Raw genomic sequence first — 24,127 nt, forward strand, 5'->3', positions numbered from 1 at the left:
CTTTAACTTTTATCTTTTTTCGTTATTCCAAGATTTTCCAAAGCTTGCTCACCAGCCCTTAAAAATGTTGAATCAGTAGTATCAGAAAACTCTTTCTGTATTTTTTGAGTCTCAATTTTAATATTATCAGGAATTTTATTAAGAGTCTTTACTTTTTCGTTATCACTAAAAGTTTGTTCTATATTCTTATTATAAGCCTTATCATTTCTATAATTAAGGTTTTGACCTTTTAACTCTTCAGATTTTTTATTAAAAATTTCTTGTACATCTTGTTTAGTAGAAAAGTTACCATCATTAATATGATCATTCAAATCTTCAGGTATTTCATTAGGTACTTCATTGCTGATTTGAGCAACCTCAAAAGCAATTTTTTCTGCTTCAGCCGAGTGCTTTATTATCCATCTAGCTGCTTGCTCCTTGCTTCTTATTTCAGGATTTTGAGCAATAATTTCATTTAATACAAGTTCATTGATGTTACGATCAATAGTGATAGAGTTTTGAGATACATAATTCATGCTATAACTAAGTTGCTCCATTTCTTGTTTAGTTTTAGCTATTTCTTGTCCAATAGATTGTTGCTCAGAAAGATTAGCATTTAGATTCTCACTTAATGACCACACATCACTATTTGTAGTACTGAATCTTCGTTCTTTAGCTGCACTTTGAATTTTGGATACTGCTTCATTATATGACTGCTGTTGATTAGCTGATATACCTTTATTTTGTTCATCTTTTTTGTTTCCTTCAACTCTACTATCAAATCTCCACACACCAGCTCCAGCACTAGTACTAGTACTAGTACTTTTACTGTGGCTACTACCTGTATGCTGACTAAAGGACTCACTATCGGAACTTACCTTTTGCAGAGCTTGGTATTCACTCTCAGTTAGACCTATATACAGAGCTTCATCATGAGTTAACTTTTCAGCTATTTCCATGGCCATGGAGTTTCCTGTTGAAATAAGATTGGCCTCTTTTTGTGTCAGTGAATTAAGCCTGCTCTGAGAACTCACAAACTGGTTTTGATATCCAGTTTGTAGCAGTGCAGAAGAGCGGAAGTTTGTTTCCAATGAATGTACAGTTTGAATTACAAATTGCTCGCCATTATTTCCAATAATAATTTTGTAGCTACCATAATTGATAATACTATCAGTCATATCTAATGAAGGAGCTAGGTTTTGTTGAGAAATAGTTCTATTGCCTATGCTGTAATTATCCATACTCAAGTTATTGTCGACTATATTACTTCCTAAGCTGCTAGCAACTTGTATAGGAGAGAACTGGCTGGCTAAGTTAGCTGTAGCATGAGCGCAAGCTTTTATCACTGACCAAGAAAGCATTGGTATTGATGATGCAAGCATTTGAAACGTCGCATAGCTATATAAAATCATCTCTGCAAAGCTTCCTTGCGATAGCATATTCAGACCATAATCACTACCGAAAGCTCCAGATTTACTGGATAAGCTGATCATTCCTAGACAATGGATTATTGTAAAAAATACTGGCCAGCTGCTGACCCATATTATTAACAAAATCCATGTTTTGAGTATGTTATAGCCGCCAGGTAATAGGCCCATTGGAAATACAATAAAGATCATTGAGACTACTAATGCAAAAAAAACAGATTGTAAAATAGGCATCATGTGAGCAGCCATTTCCCCAGCGACTAGATACGAAAATGATTTTTGAAAGAGCCCTCTGATTGCATGCATACTCACCAGATTAGGATAAATTCGTGATAATGAAAACTTCTCACGCCAGTCATCATATGACTCACGATTAGCATTAAGAAGCATAGCTTGCTTCATCCATTCATGAATGTCTTGTTGCTCTCTCTGTAAATATTTTAGTGTGTCGCCAGTCATGACTTTTAGTCTTTGACTTAACATGTGTGACTGATCAGATTGAACTCCAATCGCAGCTGCAAAGTTTGTTAAAAGCCCTTCATTTAATTCTTTATGAATTGCTGCTTTAATCAATGGAGTAGCTTGTCTACAGCTCTTGAAACTAATGGCTAAATTACTCGGTTCGCGATAATAAATACCGAAATTATTAGGTATATTCTGCTCGATAAATCCTATAATGTCGTTAGTTTGTTGAGCAGCTGCTTTTTTGCCTAAGATATTACCTATGATGTAAGGCTTCATAAAGCATTGTCTAAGAAATTCCTTAGTATTAGTTAAAGTTACTGGATCATGTATTTGTACATCTCGAATCTTAGCTACAGCCTTTGCTCCAAACATAATACCAGTTTTTCTGCTCGATAGTCCTTCATAAGCCGGTAAAAGATGATTTTCCAACATTTTGGACACAAAGTAACTCGTTTGCGATGAAAGAGAAGCAAACATTGCAATACCTATCGGAATATTATCAACTTTTACTGGTGCACTCATTGATACCTCATCCTTCAGCCAAACAGTAGCTTTGGGGGCAAATAACAGCGTAAAAATAAATATCGATGGAAAGAACCACTCCATAGCAAAGATGCCGATATTTCCTCTAAAAATAGCCCTAGTAGCAGCCCATATGCCACCAATAGTCAAGGCTAAGTGGCCTACTGGAGTGAAGTATTCGCTATTTGAAGCAAAGACTCTGCCTATGCCGTTAAACACATGCCATAACAGATCTCCACCACCAAATGTGTATATTACGTAATCCATTAACTTTTCTCCTTCGCTATTAAATGCTGCTCTATTAATCTAGCCCTTTTTTCTATTCGACTTGCATCGGTTTGTAGGCTAGTCCATTTTTCATTTGCAAAAAGTTGTACCCGATTCAATTCCTTCAAATATCTTTCTAAATGTTCATTCGAAACTTGCTTAGCACCTAGTGAAGTAACGGCTCTACGTATTTCGGTGATTACTTCCTTCAAATGCTGAACTAATGTATAGCTAGCTATTAATTCTGATGAGCTATCTAAAATTGTGACTCCAGAAATAGATTCTAATGTGATATAATCATAAATCGGAAATATATCTCCAATCGAAGATAAAAAGGCTATTTCAGAGTCAATGAATTCAGAATTATTAGCAAACTTAATTTTTAGATTCTTCAATTGTTGTTTAGCTTTACCTGCATAAGACTGCTCTGGTGATATTGTGATATTTCGTCGCAAGCTTGGATGCAAGCAACTGACATTATCACAACTGTACATCGAGGCTGATTCTCCGCCTTTTAAATGACTAATCCAACTTTTTTCATCCTGAGCTAAGGAGTCATAAAAGTGTACATTATTGTTGGTAACCACGATAGTGCCAGTCATAGACATGATTGAATCATGCATATTTGATGGTATTCCAACCTTTGCTGCTGCTTTAGTGAAGATGTTATAATCATCCAGCATTAGCTCTGGATCCTTATCTTGTGCTTGTCGCAGAGATTGTTTTTGGGCTAAATCATTACGACATTTTTTACCAGCTGCAAAATAATCAAATCCACTTTGTGACTGTATATCACGGCAAACAGCTTCTCTCATAGCCCAGTTTCTTGGTAAAGCTGTAGCAAATAATGCTTTTGTTAATTCACAATCTCCTTTGGCAAATTGATTCATCTCCATTGCTAGATTACGTAAGTCCTTAAGAGCATTTTCGATCTGTGGAGCAAATGTTTTTAATCCTAATGAAAATGCATAAACTTTAGCTTGAGAACCAATATTCTTCATTAGTTGAACTAATTCTTCTCCAGAAATAACAGAGAAGCTACCAAGATAGGCATCAATACCGCTACAGCTCATGTTTAAAGATGGTGGAGTTATAGCAAATGGCTGAAATGATGTTTGGCTTGTTCGAGCAGACAATCCACCAGCTGCATAATATCCAGCCGCTTGATCTTGATATGATCCAGATCTGGTAACATTAACACTCATTCCTTGAAATACATTTTCGATATTCCAAGCTAGTGATACTGGAGCTTGTAGCGAAAATAATGCTGCAATAACATAAACTCTGATTCTGATGCTCATCTAGTCTCCAACTTATGATAATATCTATCGATTGCTAGAATATTGTCGATAATTTTATCTTCAGAAATTATGCTTCTAGCTACTGAATATATTTTTTTACCATCGCTAGCTACTAGGTATAACACAGGTACAATATGCTTAGGATTTAGTTTATTCAGCAACTCATTATTCTTACTGACAGCTAGCAACTGAAATGCATATTTATTAGCAAAGCTCTGAACAATAGGCATAAAGGCATTACAGAGCAAGCAATCTTCTTTAACTTGTAAAATTAATCCCCAGTTTTTAGCAATGTTTTTGAGTTTTAAGTCGTTTTTCTGCTCTGATTTTTCTTGATACAGCTTTCTATGTAAGCTATTAGATGGCTCATTAGCGTTAATCAGTTGATAATCAAGTAGAGTAGCTAGTTGCCACATAGTAGCAAACTTATGAGCCTTCTCCATGATTTGTTTCTGTAGCCTTTGAGCTGCAATCACATTTTCGAGCGTTGGATTATCAAGCGCTATACGCTGAGCTCGATTAAATTGCTCCTTCAATTCCTCGATTCTATGATCATGAGTCCAACTCATCAACTTAGAACTAGAGTTATTAAGCTCATGATCATGTTTATCATTATACCATAGAAATCCTGTTGGTGAAGCATCAACAGTGGATAAATGACTAATTAATATCATAAACATTAATAATCTGCTCATTTAGACTGACTTTGTTGCATACGATGAACTTTATCTTTGATTCCTGCAATAATGTCTTTGTTCATGCTGTTTTGAGCCTTAGTGAGTATATCACCAAATAGTTCATCCATATTGATTTTAGTGAAATCAACTTTTTGTAATTCCTTAACAGTAAGGCCTCTACAATTTGGACATTCAGGTGTTCCAAAGTCTATTTTTAGCTGTTTTCTTGCTTCTTCCTGAAAAATTCTAGCAAGTTTTGACTGAAAGCAGCAATAAGTAGACTTTCTAGCTAAGCAAATACCTAATATCGGAATTCTTGAAGAACAGTAGGTACCGATATAGTAGCAATAACCTTTTTTTCTATATAGAGCTAATTCTTGTTCCTTAGATTTACATTGCGATAAGCCTATATCACGCCCCCAGCCAGTCATTGAAGAACAGCAATTCAAAAAACTAAATACATCTTTTTTGCATTTGCGATGTTTTCCTGAAAATACAGAAACAGGATTTGTTTTAATGTCTTTGCTCATCTGATTTAGCATCGCTATATGAGCTACTTTAGCTATATCCCTGTTTGGTATAATAGTTGGAGTATTGCAATTGCCTCCTAAACAAAAGATTGAGTTATTACGCAATGATGAGTGTAGCATTGTTTGCTTCTCAGTTGAACAGCTATAATCGTGCTGCCATAGTAAACAAATATTTGCTACTGATTTTTGGCAAGTGCTGTTTTTTAATTCGCAATTTTGAATTTTAAGGTGTTTGCAACCATCTTTTGGATCGCTAGTACAAGAAAAAACAATCTTTTGTTTCCAATATGGACGATTGACTTTAAACTTGTCAAAAAATACTCTATCACCACCATCATAGTTGATTCTATTGACCTCATAGCATTCGTTACTTTCTGTTAATTGCTCAAGTTCAGGGTTTAAAACTTTCCAATATTCTGCTACTTTCCTTAGTTCTTGAGTCTTATCTCTGTAGTCATATTCAAGTATACATATTTTTTTCATTTCATGTAATAAAAAATTTCTACCAATATGCTGTGTAGATACACCGAGCCTATTAGCAATAGCCCATTTCATTTGTTTTACAATTGCTTCGGGATCATCTGCTAGGCAGTATATTTGCGCATCTAATTCATCATCATAGTCATCGCTACGACTCTTAAGCCAATTACTATGATTCTCCTTTATTTCTTCTGTTGCAAATTCCATTTGCCGGCTTTGCCATGGAAGCCATACATTCTCTAATTTGCACTCAACGTTTAATTCTCGAATAAGTTCAATATTGAACTTACTGCCTTCAGTACAACTTTGAATAATTTCAGTATTAGTTGTACTTGTCTGAGTTACGAAGTTACTGCTATCAAGTGCACTTAAAGGATCAGATTCAATTCTCATTGAATTAGCTATCATATAATTTTGATCGTTGATATTATGTTGAGTTAAGGCATTGTTTTTACTGTTTTCAGCTTGAAATAACATTGCCCCACTTTCTGTACCAAGCTGATTACGGCCATGATAGGTTAAATCCTCATCATTATTAGGATAATTGACATTACTACCTTGATGAAATAATTCTTGTGTATTTGAAGAATTTCCAAGATTTACATTATAGTTGCTAGCTTCATTATAACTGCTTTGCATTGAAGCTATACAACTGCTAATATTGAGCGTTATTAAAGTTAATATAGATAATAATCTCATTGAGTATTCTCATTCATAATTTCTAATGCGGTTGCTAAAGGAATGTGGCCAGTTAATTTCTTGGTTAATCCTCTTTTTTCATCATCTATTACTATCACTGGTACAACATCAACCTTATATTTCTCAAACAAGCTAGGATCTATATCGAAGCTAATACCAAGCTCCATAGTTTTATTCTTTGTTTGTATAAATGAGTTATTAATTAACCCACGCATCACTAATTGAGCTCCAGCCTTTTGAGATTCAGCAAAATAGCTTTTTAAAGCCTCATCACTCATTGAAAATGAGACAAAAATAAAAGTTTTTTGCTGATCCAAAAAAAAAGCATTAGCATTATTAACAAATAATAAAACCATCAACATCATTACTCGTATAACCATATTCCTCTCCAAGCTTTATAAATCAAAGCAAACAGCAATCTCTTTTTCGCCAAATCAAGTAACCAAAATCTTCACCATTAACTGGAAATTCTCTACCAGCTTGCCATGTAGCTTCTGTTTGACCTATGCTCTTGCAGGATTTTGTTTCTGGAATTGAATAAGTCATTTGTAGTCGATACTGACTTTTCTTCATGATAGGCATAGGATACTTGCCACATAGGCCTTTATAACCATAATATCCCCATAACATCAGTTGCCTATGCATTCTAGCCATAAACTTACTTACCATTAATACAGATGTTCCAACTCCACCATTATGAGCAGCAGCAGTTTCAATAAAAGGGTAAAGCATTCCTTGACATTCGGCACACCAAAAAGCATAATCGCTTGCTAATAAACCAGCGCTACAACTCATGCAATCAGCTATACATGCTTGATAAGCAGCTACATTTTGAAACAACAGCGTTTCTGGATTTAAAATCGCAGATTTAGCATCATCGCTCCATAATGGATCAAACTCTGTTAAATATGCTATATCGACTGCAGCCATTTCCAGACAAATAAAATCAAGCAAAATTTCCAGCCAATAAATCATTGAGTAGACATACCAATGAATGTGATAAAAAGCACTTCCTTCAGCCTCATCTTTCATGCCTTTTTGAGTAGGGCTTCCAAATGACAAACCACCAAGACTTACCATACACATTGGTGATTTCGTAACATCTACAAGGCGTACTGGCTCCCAAAATCCAACAGGAATACCAGGTACAGGCACTGGAATCCCTGGCTTAGGACAAAGGCAGCTAATTTATTTTTTGCTTTAAAAGTGATTTTGCGATGTTTTGAGGAAAGTATGATTTTGTTAATAAAAAATCATATAAAATAATTAAAAAGATATTCAATTTTAGATTGCAAATTACTTATTTAATGTGTCTTATCTTTGTAAGATATAATTAATTTCAAGGTAAAAATTGAGTAATTATTTGCTATTTTACATTTACTTACAATGCAATTCTACACAGAAGCTTTTCAAGTTTCTAATTGTTAATAAAAAAAACTAATTTAGGAGATAATGATGAATACTGCTTTACATGAAGCTGCTAAAAGTGGCAATATACAAACTGTACAATCAATTCTTCATGAGAAAGGAAATGATTTAGATTATATAAATTCACCTGATAGGATTAATACGACGGCTTTACATTATGCTATCAGAGCAGGTCACTTAGAAATTGCAAGCCTTTTATTAACTCATGGAGCTGATCCTAATGCACAAGATACATATGGTAACACTCCTTTTCATTCCGCTTTTCGTAAAGGAAGCTTACAATTTATAAAGCTTCTATTGAAGAATGGAGCTGATCCTAATATACGAAATCACCATGATGATATTCCTTTTCATTATGCAGCTCATTACTGCAACCCTGATATTATAAAACTTCTATTATTGAAGGAGGGGGGTGATCTTAATGCACTAGATATACTTGGCACAACAACTCCATTTAGAGAAGTTTTCACGATATTTATGGAAGATCAAGAGAAAAATAGAGAAGTTATGCAGTTGTTAGTTGCTGAGATTGTTAAATTAGATCACAGTGGCGTAAAGATTAGTGAAAGTACTTTAAAAGGGTTTAATTTCAATAAACAACTTATTAGTGGATCAGATCTGCTAAAGGAACTCGAACAGAAATGTCATAATGAAATAGAACAAATGAAGTCTACTCTTGATAGCGAAAGTAACTTATCTTTTTTTGATATATTTATGCTGAAAAAAGATAAAGAAGCGCTAGCAAGATTGGCTTATGATCTTGATCTTATAAAGATTAAGGGTGAGTTTTGTATGTATTCTCCCTTTATTGAAAGGGCTATTGTAGAAGTGATGACAACAAGATCTATGATGCTACAAGGAGCAGCTGAATCAATAAATGAGATATTTGAATCCAATCAGGATGCTAATCAAGAAAGTCAGACATCTTGGCTTCACTTACCACCAGAATTAAAGATGATGATATTAGAGAATCTAGGTAATAATGATTTAACAAAACTTCAACCCACTTACTTCAATGACTTAATGGAAGATAAACTTGCAGGAGCATATGCTATATATGAGGGAGAATAGCACAAGTGTCAAAGCTCTCTGCAACATCGGTTGTTGCAAATCGCTTGTTCCATACTGTGGAGCAGCCATGGTAGCTAAAATAGACGGAAAGTTAGATAAAAATCTGATCTAGCCTCTATAGACTTTGCACTATCATCTTCTGGCACCTCTGAAAATGGATTAATTGATACAGGATTTTTCATGTCAAATTCTATGTAGCTACCGCCTAGAATCAAGCATGTACGCTTAAATGATCTTCCATAGTCAAGAACAAAAACCTTACCACCAACTCCTAAAACTGATAGCATTAATTCTTGCATAAAAACAGATTTTCCAGACCCTAGAACTCTAGCTATACAAAGGTTAAAGTTCTCATTTGGAGCTACTCCATGCTTATTTAATGCAGGTAATAAAGCTCCACCAAAAGGTGACCAATACATTATTTGTCCTCGTCTGCCAGCTAGCAACATACCTGGAGAACTTAAATCACCTTTCCATTCACCGATTATTGGTAATAATACTTTACTCTCTACAGAAACAGTTTTTATGCCTCGACCTAAGCTAGAAAGCGCTACTCCAACTCCTGATGTTTTTTGACCCAATATACCTTTTGGGCCTTGTTCAACTAATTGCATTGGTAGCGCAGCTAGTAACACGGCCACATGATCATATTTACATGGCACAAAATACCATCCACTGCGTCTTAACATCGAACAAAAGGCCGATGCAGATTGCTTAGCCTTTTTTGTTTTATCAAACATAATAACGTTGAAGTGAATATTAACAACTCTATCACCACTCTGTAGAGCAGCTACTACATCAGCTAAATCAGCAGTTTCTTGTTGTATGTCATGAAAAAAATTTGCCCATTCCTGCATTAATATTTCTTTCTAGTGCCTCTCTTTTGGTTATAGCAGCAGTTCTTTCCATAGCTTGATTTGGTAAAATTTGCAGACCAAAATGAATCAGGAAATTTGATTTTATATATTCATCACGACGCATTTCATTACCTAAAAACAGATCCATAGCAGATAATTTCCACTCTGCAGGCCTATTTCTTGCTTCTAGACTGATAAATATTTGATCATCATTTACATTTACACAATCATCATTCTCAAATAACGAGAAATCTCCACTTAGAATTTGTTCAGACAATATTTCATACTGGTTAATATTTGAATGTTCTTCTTCAGGCCAGCCAAATATTACTCTCAGAAACTTTAATAATTGCTGTGCATTCACATTTTCAGTGCTTAATCCAATTGACCTAAACGTATCTTTTAAAGCATCTCGTCTGCGAATCATATCATCGATATTTGCATTTAAATTAGGTATAGTAACTGAAATCAACAATACTACATCCTTTACAGAGCCTGACTTTTGAGCTTGATCACGTAAAAATTCTGTTCTTTTATTAGCTAACTCAATAAATATCTCTCCTTTACGATATGACTGCCAGTTGCTTAAAAAATTCTCTATATTATTACTACCAATCATCAAGACTTGCAGGCTACTTTCAGCAGGTAAATTTTCATCGCTTTTCAGAAATTCAGCAATTTCATTTTGAGCAGAAACACTAGCTCCAACTAATGGCCATGCAAGCAATACAAAACCTATTGAACCACGATTAAAGAATAGCTGAGTCTCATCATCATATGATTCATAGACAAAGTGTTTAGAAAATCTTTCTCGATCAAAATCCTTATGTATGCTTGCGTTCACCTTGACTCTGTTTTAATTTAAATAAATTAATAAGATATTTTTTTGGTTTTTTCGGCGACTTGTTAACAACAGCTACGCTTTGAATAGCTTTAGCTTGCCTGTAGCATAGAATACAACGTCTTTTTGATTTAGTTTTGGATGTTTCAACTTTCTCAAGATTATCAATATCAAAAGCGCCTTGAGCAACCATATTCTTTATTTCGTATAAAGACTTACATTTTAGCCCTTTAGGAATTTTACAATCAAAAGTACTTTCGAAAAAGAAACTGGTTAGGCTCATACAGCACAATAGCAATAATAAAAACTTCATTATAAATAATACTCCTCTAACTTTTGTGATTGATCGAATTTATTATGCAAATTAACTTTTTCATTGTTAGTTGATTGTGAATAAGTTAAATTATGTGGCTTCTTCTTGTGCTCAAGTAAGTCAAAACCTTTTTTAAATACAACATCGATGACTCTACCTGACGCAATAAGAACGACTGGGCTCATAGAATCAGCTCGTTTTATAGCAAAATCAGCTAGCTTATCAAAAGCATTGCTAGCTCCAGCGTAAGCTCCAGACTGAAGCGCATCTCCAATCTGAAACTCTTGTTGTTGGCCTCCAGCTACTAGGTTTAAAGTTGGTAGCATATCAGGTTTAATAGCCTTAGATTGCAGAAACTTAGCTATACTGCTAAATACTCCATTTAATGCAGCCATGCTTGCTATGTTAGACGATTTATCTACCACGATTCCTTTAATTCCAGAACGTCCGTCTTCGCCTATCAACCAGCCTTCCACCTTTTTTTCGATAATATCTCCTTGGTTATTGACTACTGAAAGAGTTTCGATGCGACATTTAGCTCTCTCTGAAGACATCTCTCCGTTACAGGATCCAATTAAAATTGCATTTTTGATTTGATCAGTTTTATATTTATTATAAAGAATTGCTGTATCAAGCAACTGCAGAACAATTGGTTCTGGTGATGAAGAGCTGTTTGTTCCTGTGCCTACAACGACTCCAGTAAGTAGCACAGCTCTAGCAGAACTACCGCTAGTAACATAGTTCTCAACATTTTTTTTTTGCTCAGATTCAGCTCTCCTAAGATTTACATAAGGCTTTACTACTACAGGAGCTTGCTCTGTTTTGTTATCATGTGGTGAATTTAAAATATGATGATTAAGATCAGAACTAAATTCATCACTATCATTATTATATAGACTCTGCTTAGGCTGATTCTCCAATATCTCAAGTTTTTGGTTAAAATTATTAATTTGGGCTGTAATTTCTAAATATCTGCTGTCTATTACACTGTCAAATCTATCTTTTAATGTTTTGACTTCATTAAGTATTTCTTCTGTCCATTTTGCTCTCAAATCTACAGCTTGTTCTATTCCAGAAATCGCTTCTCTTGACTCACGATTTTCAATAAAAATTATAGATTCTTTCGTTTTACCACTTTCAGATAAAAAATATGAAACAACCATTATTGTGATGCTTATAAAAGTTAAGGCAATTACTGGCTTTCTACGAATGATATTTGTTAATTCTGATAACTTGCTATTAGACCTAACAGATTCAGCCTTTGGTTTATCATTTAGCTCTAAATCTTCTTCTTTTGTATTATTATTGTCTGAATTGTCCTGTTCCACTATTCCTCCGCTTTTTGAATGTTAATGTTTCTACCTTATCAATTAATTTTCATACCACCGGCAATCCAATCTAGGTAAAAGCCTAAAATAACACCAATTGCTACCATTACTCCGGCAAGCTTTATATTGCCTCTTGCTACAGCCCAAATCGATGATAGAATAGTTGCACTTGATATACCTATTGTTTTTAGTTTTCCACTAAAAAGTCCGTCTATTTTATTAAGCTGCCCTTCAAGAGTATCAGCTAATGCTGGCTCAAAAGAAAAAACACAAGCAGTAATTATAATAATTAACAGCCCTACAACTACATTATTCCACTGTATTCCAAATGTAGGGTTTAGCATATTTAGTCGAGATTTTTGATATATGAACATTTTTATTGCTTATTAGTAAATTTTGCATTATTCTCCTAGTGCTAGTGAATTCCACGTTGAATGAAATTTTACTTTGAAGAGAGTTTCAGATACCCTACCAGAACTTTAAGGCTTTGAAGTAAAAACTAGCATTTTAAGCCAGTTTTATTTTTCCTTAGTATTTCTACTTTGTTTTTTAGAAGGTTTTGCTGTTAATTCTTTTGTATTAACATCATTACTGAACAAATTGGTGAAGACACATTTGAGCCTTTAACAAATTGCATATGAACATTGTTATTGCTTATTAGTAAATTTTGCATTATTCTCCTAATGCTAGTTAATTCCATACCAGTGAAATTTTACTTTGAAGCGGTTTTAATTAATAATCTTTGTAGAACTTTAAGTCTTTGAAGTAAAAACTAGCATTTTAAGCCAGTTTTATTTTTTTCTTAGTATTTCTACTTTGTTTTTTAGAAGGTTTCGCTGTTAATTCTTTTGTATTAAGGTCATTACTGAACAAATTGTTATTGTTTTGTTTTGAATTATCCTTTTCCTCTATTTTTGTAGCAGCATTAACAAGCATTATAGGGCTTGGAGTTTTTGGAGTAAAAGTTAACATTAAATCCTGAATTGTTTTGTATTCTCCTATTACTGTTAAATAAACCTTGTTTCCTTCTTCTCGTGGAACAATAAACAAAAATCCAGACTCATGAACTACAACTTCAGATGCATTTTGAGGGTACATAAAAATATCATTAATTTTTTCATCTTTAAGATTAATTCTTGTTGGCCCACTATCAGAAATCTCAAGCTTTAGTAAATTGTCAGCTTCTAACTCATATTCTACTGCATATATATTATTAACGTTTACCAAAGCAATAAACCATATGATAAATCTCAAAAATCTAATACTCATTTTTTTATTCCATTCTCTTTAACACCAGTCAACAATAAAAGGTAATTAGGAGTTTGCTTGTAAGTCAAAAGGTAAGTCTTATCGACAGCTATATCTTTACTATCGCTAAACCAATAACGAAGCGTTCCACTAATTAATACTCCATCCTTTATCACTTCAATCTTTTTTGGAAAAAAGACTGAAGATACATTTGAGCCTTTAACAAATTGCAAATGATCATGAAAAAATTTATTTAAAGATTCAGTATTACTAGATGCCACTTTCATGTCTGCTATTTGTCTTTCTACCTCATTTGGAGAAGTAGTAAATAAGAGTTTCGTCACATAAATTGCCCATTCCTTTAAATAGGTTTCATGGTAATTTTTTGATGAAACCATCATTTTACGATCAGGCTCCATTGCTGGAATTAATAACCACTTTTCTTCTTTGGTAATTGCAGCCATTATCGCAATTATATTAGCTGCAGCTAGCAATATAGTTACTGAAAGTAAGCATTTATTATATTTAACCAGCTCTTGTATAGCATTTTGCTTAAAGAGATGATTCATTATTTGCCAACTTTTTTGCCCAGCAATCTTGAATATCCTAATGGAGCTGGCAATAAACCTTTAGCTACTAAAAAACTTTTTAGCAAAAAATTCTCCGATACCTTCTTAAATTTCTTAAAGCAATAACATAGAGCAATTCCTCCAACCATAAATGCTAGGCCTAATTTAGCATGCCTGCTGTTTACTAGTACAATTCCTGGAGCTACACCAGCCAGTACAACTTCCCATTCGTCAATGCTTAAACACATATACTTCAATAGTCTCGATAATGCCCAACATAATTTTTGATTTTGCATAATCACCTTTAGCCGCAATTGTAGCATGAGATTTCTCATTCTGCTACTGTGATTTTCAAAAATTCACAAAAAATATTCCTTTAATCTGAATTAATCATGCATTTTCTTAAATAGTGTTTTTTACCATATTAAGTACTTCATCACTATGTTGTGCTATGTTAACCTTTGGCCATATAGCAGCAATTTTCCCTTTCTGATTGATTAAAAATGTAGTACGGCTAATTGCCAAAAAAGTATTTTTAAACATCGATTTTTCTTTTAAGACTCCATAATCTTCAAATATCTTTCCAGTTTCATCATATCCTAACTCAAATTTTAAACAGAGCTTATCTTTAAATTTTTGATGTGAAGCAATATTATCTTTGGATACACCAAGAATTATCGTGTTTAATTTATTGAATTCAGAAATAGCTTCATTAAATTTCTGTGCTTCAATTGTACACCCAGGAGTATTATCTTTTGGATAAAAGTATAGTACTAAATTTTTACCTTCATAATGACCTAGATTTATAATTGAATTACTAGTAGTAATCATATTAAAGTCTGGCGCATCATCATTAATTGTTAAATTTTTCATGTTTAGTCTCGTAAATTGGTTCACTTAGCAATTTCGTTAGCAAATTTTTGTATTGCATCTCGTACAACATCTGTATTAAGATGTATATAAAATTTTGTTGATTGATGGTCATTATGATTTAACAATTTGCTAATTACAGCTATTGGTATTCCAAATTTCGCCATCCAACTACCAACAATTCTTCTCCTTTAGCAATTTGTCCCTTTAAAATCAGCGTTTTTTTCTAGCATAATTAACAGATATATTTGGAAAATTCCATAACTTAATTTTTCTATATACTCCTTTAATTGTTATCCCTAAATAAAGTGTTTTAGTTTCTCCATACAATACTTCTAGAAATAAACCTTTGTCTTTAGTATCTCTGTATACATCTCTTTTTTCTTTTGGGGGCTTTATTTTACTTATAGCTATTTGTGTAAAATATAATATCACTACCATAATAAATCACCTTTATTCAACTATTAATATTTAAGATTAGAAAAACAATCTGTTGTATGCTTTTTTTGAAAAAGCAAGTTTTTTCGTAATAATTCAATAAAAAAAAATTAAATAATTTTTTAAATCTTTGCTTCAACTATAGATTATAGCAGCATTGCAATTTTAAGTCTTAGTTGAAAAATCGCGAATTAATACTCATTTAGGGTGTATTTGTGCTGTATATGTTCTGATTTTTTTTAAACTATGTATACTTGCATTGACAAAAAATATAAATTCAACTACTGTTAAACTAACGATATATTAAACATTAATAGTAGGTTTCATATACTTTACAGGTAATAGGACATTATTTTTTGCTGCTATCTATTAATTCACTTTTTGTAAAAAGTGTTAATCATAGAACTTTTAGATATTTTTATATATCTATATATGTCCCTGAAAAAAGTTTCAGGTTGACCTGAAATTTCTTTCAGGTTGGGACGAAATGTTTTTTCTGGTAAGGCTATATTTTCTTCTTTTCCTTTTTCACTATAGTGCTGAAAATTTTTCAGAATTTTTATGCAAGGGACATTACGTAACTTAAGATTGTCTTTAATGATTGTCCTATTTTCAATTTCAATAAAACCTGCATCTCTTAATTCTACTAAGCATTGCCTAACTCTTCTTTGACAAACATTAAGCTTATCCTCATAAAGCTGATAACTTTCCTGTAATTCATCTATATCTTTGTTGTAATAGATATGTAGTCTAAATACTATGAATGATAAAAGCTGTTTAGATGTTTTACTTAATGCTTTTCCATTATCTCCAGTTAGCTTTCTCCATTCTGGTGGAATGATATTTCCAATAAAGTTATAAAATATTGTGTCATTATTGTTACTATTTTTTTTAATAATATTGCAACTATTAGTTAAAAAATCGAATACTACAGGGCGCATTTTTCATCTCCAAAAATACAGCTATAGTAGGTTTTTTAGAAAATAATTTTTTTACAAATTACCATCAAATTTTTGTTCAAAAGGTTGACAAAAGGTTGACAAAAATCATTATGCCAAACCTATATAAATCTTCATACTGATACTATCTGCCTTAGAAGACCAATTTTACCTATAGAATATCTTATTATTAACATTATCTTCATTTATAACTTCTAATTTACTAAACCATATTTTATCAATAACTTGCTCATATTCGTAATGTTGAAGTATGTATTTTCGTACTTTGAACAATATCTAGATACTGTTCTTTAAATCTTCCTACATCATTAAATCTAAAATTTCCACTATTAGCCTGATCAGTAGTTAGTAATTCATTTGCTAACGCTTTTGCCATATAGTTTAGCACTGCTATCTTATTTACAAAATGACGGTTTGGATATTTATTTGATAACTTCAACAGTAATTGATTTATGAAGTATATGTTGAAGCTTCTACTAGACATACGTTGTAGTATAACTGCATCTTCTGGTGTTAGTGGATAATAATCTGCTAGTCTTTTTCTTTTGGAATAGCATTCATTCTTTTCAACCTCTAAATCTTTAGTAATAGCTGGAGTTGATAACTCACTATTTTGCTCATAATCCTTGTTTGATGGCTTTTTATTACTAACATCACTAAGCTCATAGAAATTCAAATTCTGTTGTTGATCTTCTTTTTCATTTTCTACTAACTCAATTTCTATAAAATCATCAGATTCCGTATATTTAAACTTCAAATTTTGCTGTTGATCTTCATTTTTATTTTGATCATTCTCTATTAACTTATCTTCAGTAGATCTAGATCTATTATTATTTTTTTTATTATTATTATATCTATATATGTACCTGAAATTTCTTTCAGGTTGAAGCGAAAAATTTTTTGGGTTAGATCAATAATTTTTTCTCCTTTTGTTTCTTTTTCAGTGAAACGCTGAAAATTTTTTAGAAGTTTTATACATGGAACATTACGCAACTTAAAGTTGTTTTTAATTATTGTCCTATTTTCAACTTCAATGAAACCGGCTTTTTGTAGTTCAACTAAGCATTGCCTAACCCTGCGTTGACAAACCTGTAACTCCTTTTCAAAAGAGTAATAACTGTCTTGTAATTCATCTATATCATTATTGTAATAGATCTGTAGTTTATATACTATCCATGATAAAAGCTGTTTAGATGTCTTGCTTAAAGCTTTAACATTATCTCCAATCAGATCTTTCCATTCTGCTGGAACAAAATTTCCAATAAAACGATAAAATATTGTGTCATTATTGCTACTGTTATTATTAGTAATTTTGCAATTATTGCTTGCCAAATTACGCAAATTTTGCGCCATTTCTAACCTCCAAAAATGTCAGATATAGCAGGTAGTTTAGGCAATTTTCGCTATCAAAAACCACGTTTTTATCCGCGTAAATATAGCAATTTAGTAGCTATACTTGAAATTTAACACTCTGAAAGGCTTATAATAACACAGTACTCTTAAACATTGAAACGTAACGATCTTGTACTAAGCGCGATAGAAAGCCTAACTAAAGTACTAATCTGGATGGGAAATAGGGGTAAGGTAAAGTTAAAATTGGTTAAACGAAAGTGAATCTTCGTATGGAAAATATCGTCAATGCAGAAGCAGATACTCCAGATAAATTCTGTTATAAGGATAAAGCTGAAAAGCTTAGCTGTAAGAAGGAATACGCAGCCTTCTTTAAAAATGCCAGCTCCTCGGTATAAAGAAGATAACCAACTTAACGTCTCTCTGATGAGTGAAACATGGTAAGCCTATTATTAGGCAACTGATAGTAGGTAAGAGAGGTCTTAGAAAGCAAATGACACTAAGTCGAAAGACTACAGAAATTAATAACTGAGTGTATAGGCATTTATATGCTAATCAGAAATGATGCTAACTTAAGACTGGTGATTTACCCTAAATAGGTAAACAAGATTATGAATTAATTGGAAAAGTTGGATGCTAAACGCAAATGTAACAATTGAGACTAAAGATAATTTCAAGAAAATCTATTGGCATTCAATAGACTGGAAAGAAATTATACAAAAGGTTAATAATCTTCGTAGACGTATTTATAGGGCATTCGCAAATGGTAATACGAAGTTAGTAGGTAACTTACAAAGATTGATGTTAAAATCAAGAGCAAATAGGTTACTTGCTATAAGACGTGTTACTCAAATCAACAAAGGACGAAAAAGTCCTGGAATTGATAAAATAGTTGTTAAGACAGATAAAGAAAGGAGTCTGTTGATGGAAAAGTTAGCAGATAATAATCTATCATCTGTAAAACCGATTAAGCGTGTATACATACCAAAAAGTAATGGCGAATCTAGACCTTTAGGCTTGCCAACTATTGTGGATAGGTGTAGACAGGCTGTTGTAAAATCAGCACTTGAACCATATTGGGAAGCTAAGTTTGAAGGTTGCAGCTATGGCTTTAGACCTGGACGTAGCGCTCACGATGCAATACAGAGAATATCTGGTATTATTCGACATGGAACCAATAGAAATTGGATATTAGATGCTGATATTAAAGGAGCATTTGATAATATTGATCATAATTTTCTTTTGAAAATTATAGGAAATTTCCCTGCTCGTAATTGGATTCAAGCATGGCTTAAATCTGGTGTAATGCAGGATTATCAAATTATCAAAACAACAGCTGGTACTCCACAAGGTGGATTAATTTCTCCATTACTTTTAAACATAACTCTTCATGGAATGAGTGATATACTTAATATTATCTATAATAAGTATGATCACCTATATTCTAAATCCGAATATGCTTTAGTGAGATACGCTGATGATTTTGTCGTTTGCGCTAAGTCAGAAAGCTCATGTATCAGAGCCAAAAGTATTATTAATGATTGGTTAAGTATTAGAGGCTTAGAATTGTCAAAGGAAAAAACCAGGATACTTCATATTAATGAAGGTTTTGATTTCCTTGGATTTAATATTCGACAATATAAAACCAATAGTACAAGAAGAGGTGTAGCTCTACTAGTTAAACCGTCTAAAGACTCTATAAAGTCGTTTAAAAAACGAATGTCAATAGAATGGAAAAAAAGTTTCTCATGGAATATTGATAGAATAATTGATAATCTAAATTCTAAAATATTTGGATGGTGCAGTTATTTCAACAAAGTTGTGTCCAAGAAAATTTTTTCCAATTTAGACTGTTGGATGTGGATTCGACAAGCAAGATTTGCATGTAGAAAACATCCTAAAAAATCCTGGGAATGGCTTAAGAAAAAGTATTGGGGTCGCATTAAAGGCAGAAATGATAATTGGGTCTTTATGAATAAAGATCTATATCTATGGAAATTACAATGGACAACGATTAAACGACATATTCTTGTTAAAGGTAAATCTTCTCCTGATAATTCAAAACTTAGAGAATATTGGCATAAACGTCAGGCTGATAGCCCTAAGTATTTGTTTAAATCTAGGCAGATTCTTTGGCGTAGACAAAAGGGTAAATGTCTTGTTTGTTTTGATTTAATAGATAATGGTGAAAGTGTTCATGTACATCATATAACACCTATAAGATGTGGTGGCACTGACCATATTAACAATTTGTGCTTATTGCATGAAAACTGCCATCGACAAGTACACAGTAATCGCGGACAACTTATTGCAGCTGTTTGTAAATTGCTTGAGCCGTATGCGGAGTAATTCGCTTGTACGGTTCTTTGGGAGGAAAAGCGCTTTCGCGCTTACCTACCCGCTTAAGCTTATTTTTCAATGAAGCTTCTAACCTTGAATTCACGTTTTTTTGACTATAATTATTTGATGTTGGTTTGGTAGGCGCGGTTTTTTTTCTTTACTGGGATTTTATTTTGATATATTCTTGCCTGATTTTTTTATCTTTCTGAATTACTAACATGGCAAATCTTATGCAGCAAAAAATTACTCTTCAACAAAAAAAGGCTAGGCTAATCATGGATGAGGTTAACCTTAAAATTAAAGAACGTAAAATGCCTACTCGACCTCTTATCGAAATGGGTGGATTAGTTGCTAAAGCTAAGCTTGATCACTTATCAGCAAATACGTTATTTGGTGCAATTGTTTCACTAAAAGAAACTTTAACACAACATCCAAATGTTCAGGATCATTGGACTACAATAGGTAAAGATATTTTTGATAAAGAACAGCAAAATAAAGCTGCTGTGATTTTAAAATTTGCTTCTGAACCAGACGAAAACACTAAGCGCCACATTCACCTTCATGGCTTAAAATGGAACAGTTTTCGTCAAGAATGGTGCGGCCATGTTAAGGACATTGAGGCCTTAAAGTATGGCCTTCTCAATGTTCAGTATAGTATAGAACTTGTAGTGTGATATAAAGCATCTAATAGAAGTAGCATACAACACATTAAAGGTAAAATTTTGTATGTTGTATATTTCTTATTATTTTACGCTATTTTTTAAATTTAATACTTCTTGTATTGATAAATCCGTATATTCAGCAATTGTCTCAACTGATAATTCAGACTTCAATAATTTTATTGCAAAATCTTTTTTTGCTTTAGCTTCACCTAGCTTTATTCCTTCAGCTTTACCTTGAGCTTTACCTTTAGCTTCACCTAGCTTTATTCCTTCAGCTTTACCTTCGGCTTTACCTTCGGCTTTACCTTTAGCTTCACCGAGCTTTATGCCTTCAGCTTTACCTTCAGCTTTAGCGCGTTCGAGTTTATAATCTTCTACTGCTTTATTATCCCATATACGCTTTAACTCTTGTTCATAGGTTATTAGTTCGTCTTCACTCCAATTAAACTGATCTAATGCCTCATACGCTCTTTTTATTATTAAATCTTCACCTATTATTTTATTATATCCATCTAATGTTGTTTCTTTTGCATGTTTAAAAAAATAGCACCACTTCTCTGTTATATCATTTAACTCTTCCACTCTATTTTTTTTAAATTTTGGTAATTCTATAAAGGTAAATGAAAAGTCCTTTAGATCATGCTCATATGTCTTTTTATCCAATATTACATGCCTTGATATATAGTCTTCTTTATTTGGAAACAATTTATAATCTGCTATAGCTATAAATATAACCTCCTTTAGGTCTGAGTATTTTCCTTCCTTCCCTCTATTTGGTTGCCTACCATATGCTTTTGCGGCATAATACTGAGCTCTTTTTTCAAATCCTTGTGTAGGATCTACTTGCATTTCTATTATATATTGCGCACCGTTTTTATCTTTACACAAAACATCTACTATTGATTCTTTTTTAGACGCTATGTCTGCATCTAATATCGTTCCTAAAAACTCTACTTCTATTATTTTTCTATTCCCTTCAAACAACAATATATCGTTCAGAAAATGTATTAGTATGTCCTTGTTTTTTTCTGATCCAAATATCTTTTTAAATGCTACATCATTCTTTGGATCTAAAAATCTTGATAAATGCATATATTTTTCATATTTTCTATTCTTTTTAAATTATACAATAAAATAACCTACATGAACATTCTCTTATTGAATTTTAATTTCTGCAATTCACTACATTAACCACCTATTAAACTTTAGTTTATTAGGTAGCATACAGCTTACAGTATTTATTTAGCTCTATAGCAATTTCTGGTAATTTAAGATATTCAGCCAGAGGTATAAATTCTTGCTGCGTTTCTAGTATGATTTCTTGTCTTTTTTCATAAGGTTTTATTGATACAGTCTGAATATTATGGAATCGGTCGAAAAGCTTAATTAATAATAGTTCTGTTTTATTTTGTCTATAAAATGTTTGAATCATTTCTCTAGAACTAATTTTTTTATTATCCTTAATCCTGGTGAGATCTGAAACCTGTTCTGCAATATTATGACCAAATTCTTGACCTATTTTTTCTTTAGTTAGTGTTGTGTCTTCGATGGTATCATGTAGTATTGCTGTAATAATCGTATCTGTTTCAAAGCTGTAGTCTGATACCATATAAGCTACTTCTAATGGATGTGTGTAGTATAGTTCTCCTGTATCTCTCTTTTGCTGACCATGATATTTTTGGGCATAAAATATTGCTTTTTCAACTTTATCAAGATCAATTTCAGTATTAAATCTTACGTTGGTTTCAAACAGCTTATTTAGTAAGCTCTCGCTATAAAAGTTTATCATTTTTCATCTCTAAATAATCTTTAATAAATTATACAATAAATTAAACTTTTTATATACTTCAGTCTCAGATAAAAAGTGTGAAAGAAGCGAATTAATTTGATTAAAAAAGTTGTACTGGAATATTGCAAGTAATGGTTGTAAACTTGTCTTTTTCGCTTTCTATTTCCATTTCTCCATTAAGTTGATTAATAAGGTAATTTACAAACCATAATCCTGATTCAAGCATTAGTGGATAGTCTCGTACCAACTCAAAATCAGCTAATTTAGCTTTTATATTCCCTAATTTTTCTTTTGAAATACCGCTTCCTGTATCGTGTATTCTAAATTGTAGTATGTTATCGCTTTTTATATAATTTTTTACAGTAAACAAATGAACTGTAATTATAACCTGGCAGCTGCGATTAAATCTAATGACGCTTCCTATTAATTGACTTAATATAGCTTGTAAGTGATCACTATTTCCAATCACAATATCCTTCATTTTGTACTGAAAATTGTAATTGATTTTTATATCTTTCTCTTTTGCAATGTCTTCTAGTCTCCTGACGGCATCCTTTACTAGCTTTTGTATGCTAAATTTTTTTAAACATAAATTTTCATGCTCAATTTCGCTTCTAAGCGTGTAAACTACATCATTACAGTACTCTTGGAGATTTGCTGATCGATTTAATATTGTTTTCAGCTTATCTTTATTTTCCGAATCATTTAACATGATCTCGCTTGCAAGCCTTACAATTTCACTCGTTGCAATATTAAATCTATATTTAATCTCCTGTATTAAATATGTACAATATTCTTTCAATGATTCAGCTACCTCGACCTGATACTTCGCTTTTCTTAACTTTGTTATTATCTCCATATATTCATCGATATTCTCACTCTCTCCATTCACTAACGTAATTGGTATTGGAGGAATTTGTACCATCCATTTGTTAATTGTTTTCTTCTTTTCTTTCATAGCATTCTCCTAAAGAATAATTCAAACTAGTTATTGGCACTTCAAATGAAAAAGTTATGTAATTATTTTCCTCTTTTGCTCTTAGTCTTCCTTTTAGCTGATCTGTAAGATGTTTTATAAATGCTAATCCTTCTCCTAGTTCTTGATACATTACCAAATTCGTATTCTCTAGTTCAGCATTTATTCTTTCTAATTTTTCTTTAGAAGTGCTTAGTCCTATGTTTTGTACTGTAAATTGTAATATTTCTGAATACTGATTGAGGTTAATAGTAATCTTGCTATTTTTGCTGCTATTTATAATAGCACTACCAATTAACTGACTTATTACTGCTTTTATTCGAAAACTATCTCCAATCAGAACCGTCTTTATGTCATTTTGAACATTTAGCTTTATATTCTCATTTTCAAAATGTTCCCTCATTCTGATAACAGTATTATTTATTAGCGGTTCTATATTAAATGTTTCAATCCTTATATTTGTTGATGCTATGTATTGTCTAAATAAAAAAATTATTCCATTTAGAGAAGCTATTATATTTACCTTTTTTTTATCATAGTTATTTACGATTCGCCTAAAATATTGTATCCAATCTATGAGTTTTATGCTTACTTGCCCAGATTCCTCTAGCTGACAGTATAGTTTTTGCAATTCAGCGTCTATTTGTTTTATTGTTGTGCTATTAATTCCCTCTGTAGATAATTTTTCGGTTAATTTATTGATTTTATTTTGACCTTCGTCTTCAATAGGCATAGAATTCC

General features: G+C 32.4%; 25 protein-coding genes and 2 pseudogenes. 4 read left to right on the top strand and 23 right to left on the bottom strand.

Features of this window, described 5'->3' with window-relative positions; all coding sequences use genetic code 11:
• Nucleotides 1-2: 2 nt before the first annotated feature.
• From DK405_RS08470 to DK405_RS08495, 6 genes and pseudogenes are all read right to left on the bottom strand, one after another.
• Entirely contained in the window at nucleotides 3-2,660 is a 2,658-nt protein-coding gene (locus DK405_RS08470) for a conjugal transfer protein TraG (protein ID WP_064612682.1), read from the bottom strand.
• The gene (locus DK405_RS08475) at nucleotides 2,660-3,961 is read right to left on the bottom strand and encodes a conjugal transfer protein TraH (RefSeq protein ID WP_064612680.1); all 1,302 of its coding nucleotides are present in this window, start codon (nucleotides 3,959-3,961) and stop codon (nucleotides 2,660-2,662) included. The genes DK405_RS08470 and DK405_RS08475 overlap by 1 nt, the downstream gene beginning before the upstream one ends.
• Entirely contained in the window at nucleotides 3,958-4,656 is a 699-nt protein-coding gene (locus DK405_RS08480; RefSeq protein WP_064612678.1) for a conjugal transfer protein TraF, read from the bottom strand. Before DK405_RS08480 ends, DK405_RS08475 begins: the two co-directional genes overlap by 4 nt.
• Entirely contained in the window at nucleotides 4,653-6,347 is a 1,695-nt protein-coding gene (gene traN, locus DK405_RS08485) for a conjugal transfer protein TraN (protein WP_064612675.1), read from the bottom strand. Before traN ends, DK405_RS08480 begins: the two co-directional genes overlap by 4 nt.
• Nucleotides 6,344-6,727, bottom strand: a complete 384-nt coding sequence (gene trbC, locus DK405_RS08490) for a type-F conjugative transfer system pilin assembly protein TrbC (RefSeq protein ID WP_064612674.1) — start codon at nucleotides 6,725-6,727, stop codon at nucleotides 6,344-6,346. The genes traN and trbC overlap by 4 nt, the downstream gene beginning before the upstream one ends.
• A 22-nt stretch (nucleotides 6,728-6,749) precedes the next feature.
• A pseudogene (locus DK405_RS08495) lies at nucleotides 6,750-7,535 on the bottom strand (TraU family protein); the annotation flags it as partial.
• Nucleotides 7,536-7,799: 264 nt separating this feature from the next.
• On the opposite strand from DK405_RS08495, the gene DK405_RS08500 reads away from it, so the two are divergent.
• Nucleotides 7,800-8,846 carry an ankyrin repeat domain-containing protein gene (locus DK405_RS08500; RefSeq protein WP_045912981.1) on the top strand — a complete coding sequence of 349 codons (1,047 nt, stop codon included), beginning with the start codon at nucleotides 7,800-7,802 and terminating at the stop codon, nucleotides 8,844-8,846.
• Here the strand turns inward: DK405_RS08500 and DK405_RS08505 are convergent.
• The 13 genes and pseudogenes from DK405_RS08505 to DK405_RS08565 form a co-directional block, all read right to left on the bottom strand.
• Nucleotides 8,796-10,547: pseudogene (locus DK405_RS08505) on the bottom strand (TraC family protein). The gene DK405_RS08500 and the pseudogene DK405_RS08505 overlap by 51 nt on opposite strands.
• Complete coding sequence (locus tag DK405_RS08510; protein WP_064612672.1) at nucleotides 10,528-10,857, bottom strand: hypothetical protein; 330 nt, start codon at nucleotides 10,855-10,857, stop codon at nucleotides 10,528-10,530. Before DK405_RS08510 ends, DK405_RS08505 begins: the two are co-directional and overlap by 20 nt.
• A complete protein-coding gene (locus DK405_RS08515; RefSeq protein WP_109510671.1) occupies nucleotides 10,857-12,185 on the bottom strand; it encodes a TraB/VirB10 family protein in 1,329 nt (442 codons plus the stop codon). The genes DK405_RS08510 and DK405_RS08515 overlap by 1 nt, the downstream gene beginning before the upstream one ends.
• A gap of 38 nt (nucleotides 12,186-12,223) precedes the next feature.
• Nucleotides 12,224-12,559 carry a hypothetical protein gene (locus tag DK405_RS08520; RefSeq protein WP_081420583.1) on the bottom strand — a complete coding sequence of 112 codons (336 nt, stop codon included), beginning with the start codon at nucleotides 12,557-12,559 and terminating at the stop codon, nucleotides 12,224-12,226.
• 406 nt (nucleotides 12,560-12,965) lie between these two features.
• A complete protein-coding gene (locus DK405_RS08525) occupies nucleotides 12,966-13,454 on the bottom strand; it encodes a hypothetical protein (RefSeq protein WP_064612756.1) in 489 nt (162 codons plus the stop codon).
• Complete coding sequence (locus DK405_RS08530; RefSeq protein ID WP_045912835.1) at nucleotides 13,451-14,002, bottom strand: TraE/TraK family type IV conjugative transfer system protein; 552 nt, start codon at nucleotides 14,000-14,002, stop codon at nucleotides 13,451-13,453. Before DK405_RS08530 ends, DK405_RS08525 begins: the two co-directional genes overlap by 4 nt.
• Nucleotides 14,002-14,337, bottom strand: coding sequence for a hypothetical protein (locus DK405_RS08535; RefSeq protein ID WP_064612544.1), 336 nt, complete (start codon nucleotides 14,335-14,337; stop codon nucleotides 14,002-14,004). The genes DK405_RS08530 and DK405_RS08535 overlap by 1 nt, the downstream gene beginning before the upstream one ends.
• 67 nt (nucleotides 14,338-14,404) lie before the next feature.
• Complete coding sequence (locus DK405_RS08540) at nucleotides 14,405-14,875, bottom strand: peroxiredoxin (RefSeq protein ID WP_012461748.1); 471 nt, start codon at nucleotides 14,873-14,875, stop codon at nucleotides 14,405-14,407.
• Nucleotides 14,876-14,895: 20 nt separating this feature from the next.
• Nucleotides 14,896-15,039, bottom strand: a complete 144-nt coding sequence (locus tag DK405_RS08545) for a hypothetical protein (protein ID WP_080946453.1) — start codon at nucleotides 15,037-15,039, stop codon at nucleotides 14,896-14,898.
• A 46-nt stretch (nucleotides 15,040-15,085) separates the two neighbouring features.
• Complete coding sequence (locus DK405_RS08550) at nucleotides 15,086-15,313, bottom strand: Arm DNA-binding domain-containing protein (RefSeq protein WP_045912527.1); 228 nt, start codon at nucleotides 15,311-15,313, stop codon at nucleotides 15,086-15,088.
• 371 nt (nucleotides 15,314-15,684) lie between these two features.
• A complete protein-coding gene (locus tag DK405_RS08555; RefSeq protein WP_081420558.1) occupies nucleotides 15,685-16,251 on the bottom strand; it encodes a hypothetical protein in 567 nt (188 codons plus the stop codon).
• 247 nt (nucleotides 16,252-16,498) lie between these two features.
• Nucleotides 16,499-17,026, bottom strand: a complete 528-nt coding sequence (locus DK405_RS08560; protein WP_231967742.1) for a hypothetical protein — start codon at nucleotides 17,024-17,026, stop codon at nucleotides 16,499-16,501.
• A 41-nt stretch (nucleotides 17,027-17,067) separates the two neighbouring features.
• Nucleotides 17,068-17,622 carry a hypothetical protein gene (locus DK405_RS08565; RefSeq protein ID WP_081420557.1) on the bottom strand — a complete coding sequence of 185 codons (555 nt, stop codon included), beginning with the start codon at nucleotides 17,620-17,622 and terminating at the stop codon, nucleotides 17,068-17,070.
• A 269-nt stretch (nucleotides 17,623-17,891) separates the two neighbouring features.
• On the opposite strand from DK405_RS08565, the gene DK405_RS15110 reads away from it, so the two are divergent.
• The 3 genes from DK405_RS15110 (at nucleotide 17,892) to DK405_RS08575 (ending at nucleotide 20,633) form a co-directional block, all read left to right on the top strand.
• On the top strand, nucleotides 17,892-18,017 hold the full coding sequence (locus DK405_RS15110; protein ID WP_269459331.1) for a hypothetical protein: 126 nt from the start codon (nucleotides 17,892-17,894) through the stop codon (nucleotides 18,015-18,017).
• 235 nt (nucleotides 18,018-18,252) lie between these two features.
• Complete coding sequence (gene ltrA / locus DK405_RS08570; protein WP_109510596.1) at nucleotides 18,253-19,968, top strand: group II intron reverse transcriptase/maturase; 1,716 nt, start codon at nucleotides 18,253-18,255, stop codon at nucleotides 19,966-19,968.
• 209 nt (nucleotides 19,969-20,177) lie between these two features.
• Entirely contained in the window at nucleotides 20,178-20,633 is a 456-nt protein-coding gene (locus DK405_RS08575; RefSeq protein WP_109510595.1) for a conjugal transfer protein TraD, read from the top strand.
• Between the two features lie 69 nt (nucleotides 20,634-20,702).
• Here the strand turns inward: DK405_RS08575 and DK405_RS08580 are convergent, their stop codons facing one another.
• From DK405_RS08580 to DK405_RS14360, 4 genes are all read right to left on the bottom strand, one after another.
• Complete coding sequence (locus tag DK405_RS08580; RefSeq protein ID WP_109510594.1) at nucleotides 20,703-21,713, bottom strand: Rpn family recombination-promoting nuclease/putative transposase; 1,011 nt, start codon at nucleotides 21,711-21,713, stop codon at nucleotides 20,703-20,705.
• A 121-nt stretch (nucleotides 21,714-21,834) separates the two neighbouring features.
• The gene (locus DK405_RS08585) at nucleotides 21,835-22,410 is read right to left on the bottom strand and encodes an HD domain-containing protein (protein WP_109510593.1); all 576 of its coding nucleotides are present in this window, start codon (nucleotides 22,408-22,410) and stop codon (nucleotides 21,835-21,837) included.
• A 100-nt stretch (nucleotides 22,411-22,510) separates the two neighbouring features.
• Nucleotides 22,511-23,368: a sensor histidine kinase gene (locus DK405_RS14355; protein WP_064612946.1), complete on the bottom strand. Its 858-nt coding sequence runs from the start codon at nucleotides 23,366-23,368 to the stop codon at nucleotides 22,511-22,513.
• Nucleotides 23,343-24,119 carry an ATP-binding protein gene (locus DK405_RS14360; RefSeq protein WP_064612791.1) on the bottom strand — a complete coding sequence of 259 codons (777 nt, stop codon included), beginning with the start codon at nucleotides 24,117-24,119 and terminating at the stop codon, nucleotides 23,343-23,345. The genes DK405_RS14355 and DK405_RS14360 overlap by 26 nt, the downstream gene beginning before the upstream one ends.
• Nucleotides 24,120-24,127: the final 8 nt, after the last annotated feature.

The organism is Orientia tsutsugamushi (assembly GCF_900327275.1).
GTDB lineage: Bacteria > Pseudomonadota > Alphaproteobacteria > Rickettsiales > Rickettsiaceae > Orientia > Orientia tsutsugamushi.

Bases quoted from the DNA above. Each gene is read 5' to 3' on its own strand.
- DK405_RS14360 (WP_064612791.1), bottom strand. From the start codon at position 24,119: ATGCCTATTGAAGACGAAGGTCAAAATAAAATCAATAAATTAACCGAA.
- DK405_RS08585 (WP_109510593.1), bottom strand. From the start codon at position 22,410: ATGATAAACTTTTATAGCGAGAGCTTACTAAATAAGCTGTTTGAAACC.
- DK405_RS08480 (WP_064612678.1), bottom strand. From the start codon at position 4,656: ATGAGCAGATTATTAATGTTTATGATATTAATTAGTCATTTATCCACT.
- DK405_RS08530 (WP_045912835.1), bottom strand. From the start codon at position 14,002: ATGAATCATCTCTTTAAGCAAAATGCTATACAAGAGCTGGTTAAATAT.
- traN (WP_064612675.1), bottom strand. From the start codon at position 6,347: ATGAGATTATTATCTATATTAACTTTAATAACGCTCAATATTAGCAGT.
- trbC (WP_064612674.1), bottom strand. From the start codon at position 6,727: ATGGTTATACGAGTAATGATGTTGATGGTTTTATTATTTGTTAATAAT.
- DK405_RS08550 (WP_045912527.1), bottom strand. From the start codon at position 15,313: ATGGTAGTGATATTATATTTTACACAAATAGCTATAAGTAAAATAAAG.
- DK405_RS08540 (WP_012461748.1), bottom strand. From the start codon at position 14,875: ATGAAAAATTTAACAATTAATGATGATGCGCCAGACTTTAATATGATT.
- DK405_RS08555 (WP_081420558.1), bottom strand. From the start codon at position 16,251: ATGCGCCCTGTAGTATTCGATTTTTTAACTAATAGTTGCAATATTATT.
- DK405_RS08565 (WP_081420557.1), bottom strand. From the start codon at position 17,622: ATGGCGCAAAATTTGCGTAATTTGGCAAGCAATAATTGCAAAATTACT.
- DK405_RS08475 (WP_064612680.1), bottom strand. From the start codon at position 3,961: ATGAGCATCAGAATCAGAGTTTATGTTATTGCAGCATTATTTTCGCTA.
- DK405_RS08545 (WP_080946453.1), bottom strand. From the start codon at position 15,039: ATGGCGAAATTTGGAATACCAATAGCTGTAATTAGCAAATTGTTAAAT.
- DK405_RS08525 (WP_064612756.1), bottom strand. From the start codon at position 13,454: ATGAGTATTAGATTTTTGAGATTTATCATATGGTTTATTGCTTTGGTA.
- DK405_RS08470 (WP_064612682.1), bottom strand. From the start codon at position 2,660: ATGGATTACGTAATATACACATTTGGTGGTGGAGATCTGTTATGGCAT.
- DK405_RS08520 (WP_081420583.1), bottom strand. From the start codon at position 12,559: ATGTTCATATATCAAAAATCTCGACTAAATATGCTAAACCCTACATTT.
- DK405_RS15110 (WP_269459331.1), top strand. From the start codon at position 17,892: ATGGAAAATATCGTCAATGCAGAAGCAGATACTCCAGATAAATTCTGT.
- DK405_RS08535 (WP_064612544.1), bottom strand. From the start codon at position 14,337: ATGAGAAATCTCATGCTACAATTGCGGCTAAAGGTGATTATGCAAAAT.
- ltrA (WP_109510596.1), top strand. From the start codon at position 18,253: ATGCTAAACGCAAATGTAACAATTGAGACTAAAGATAATTTCAAGAAA.
- DK405_RS08510 (WP_064612672.1), bottom strand. From the start codon at position 10,857: ATGAAGTTTTTATTATTGCTATTGTGCTGTATGAGCCTAACCAGTTTC.
- DK405_RS08580 (WP_109510594.1), bottom strand. From the start codon at position 21,713: ATGCATTTATCAAGATTTTTAGATCCAAAGAATGATGTAGCATTTAAA.
- DK405_RS14355 (WP_064612946.1), bottom strand. From the start codon at position 23,368: ATGAAAGAAAAGAAGAAAACAATTAACAAATGGATGGTACAAATTCCT.
- DK405_RS08500 (WP_045912981.1), top strand. From the start codon at position 7,800: ATGATGAATACTGCTTTACATGAAGCTGCTAAAAGTGGCAATATACAA.
- DK405_RS08575 (WP_109510595.1), top strand. From the start codon at position 20,178: ATGGCAAATCTTATGCAGCAAAAAATTACTCTTCAACAAAAAAAGGCT.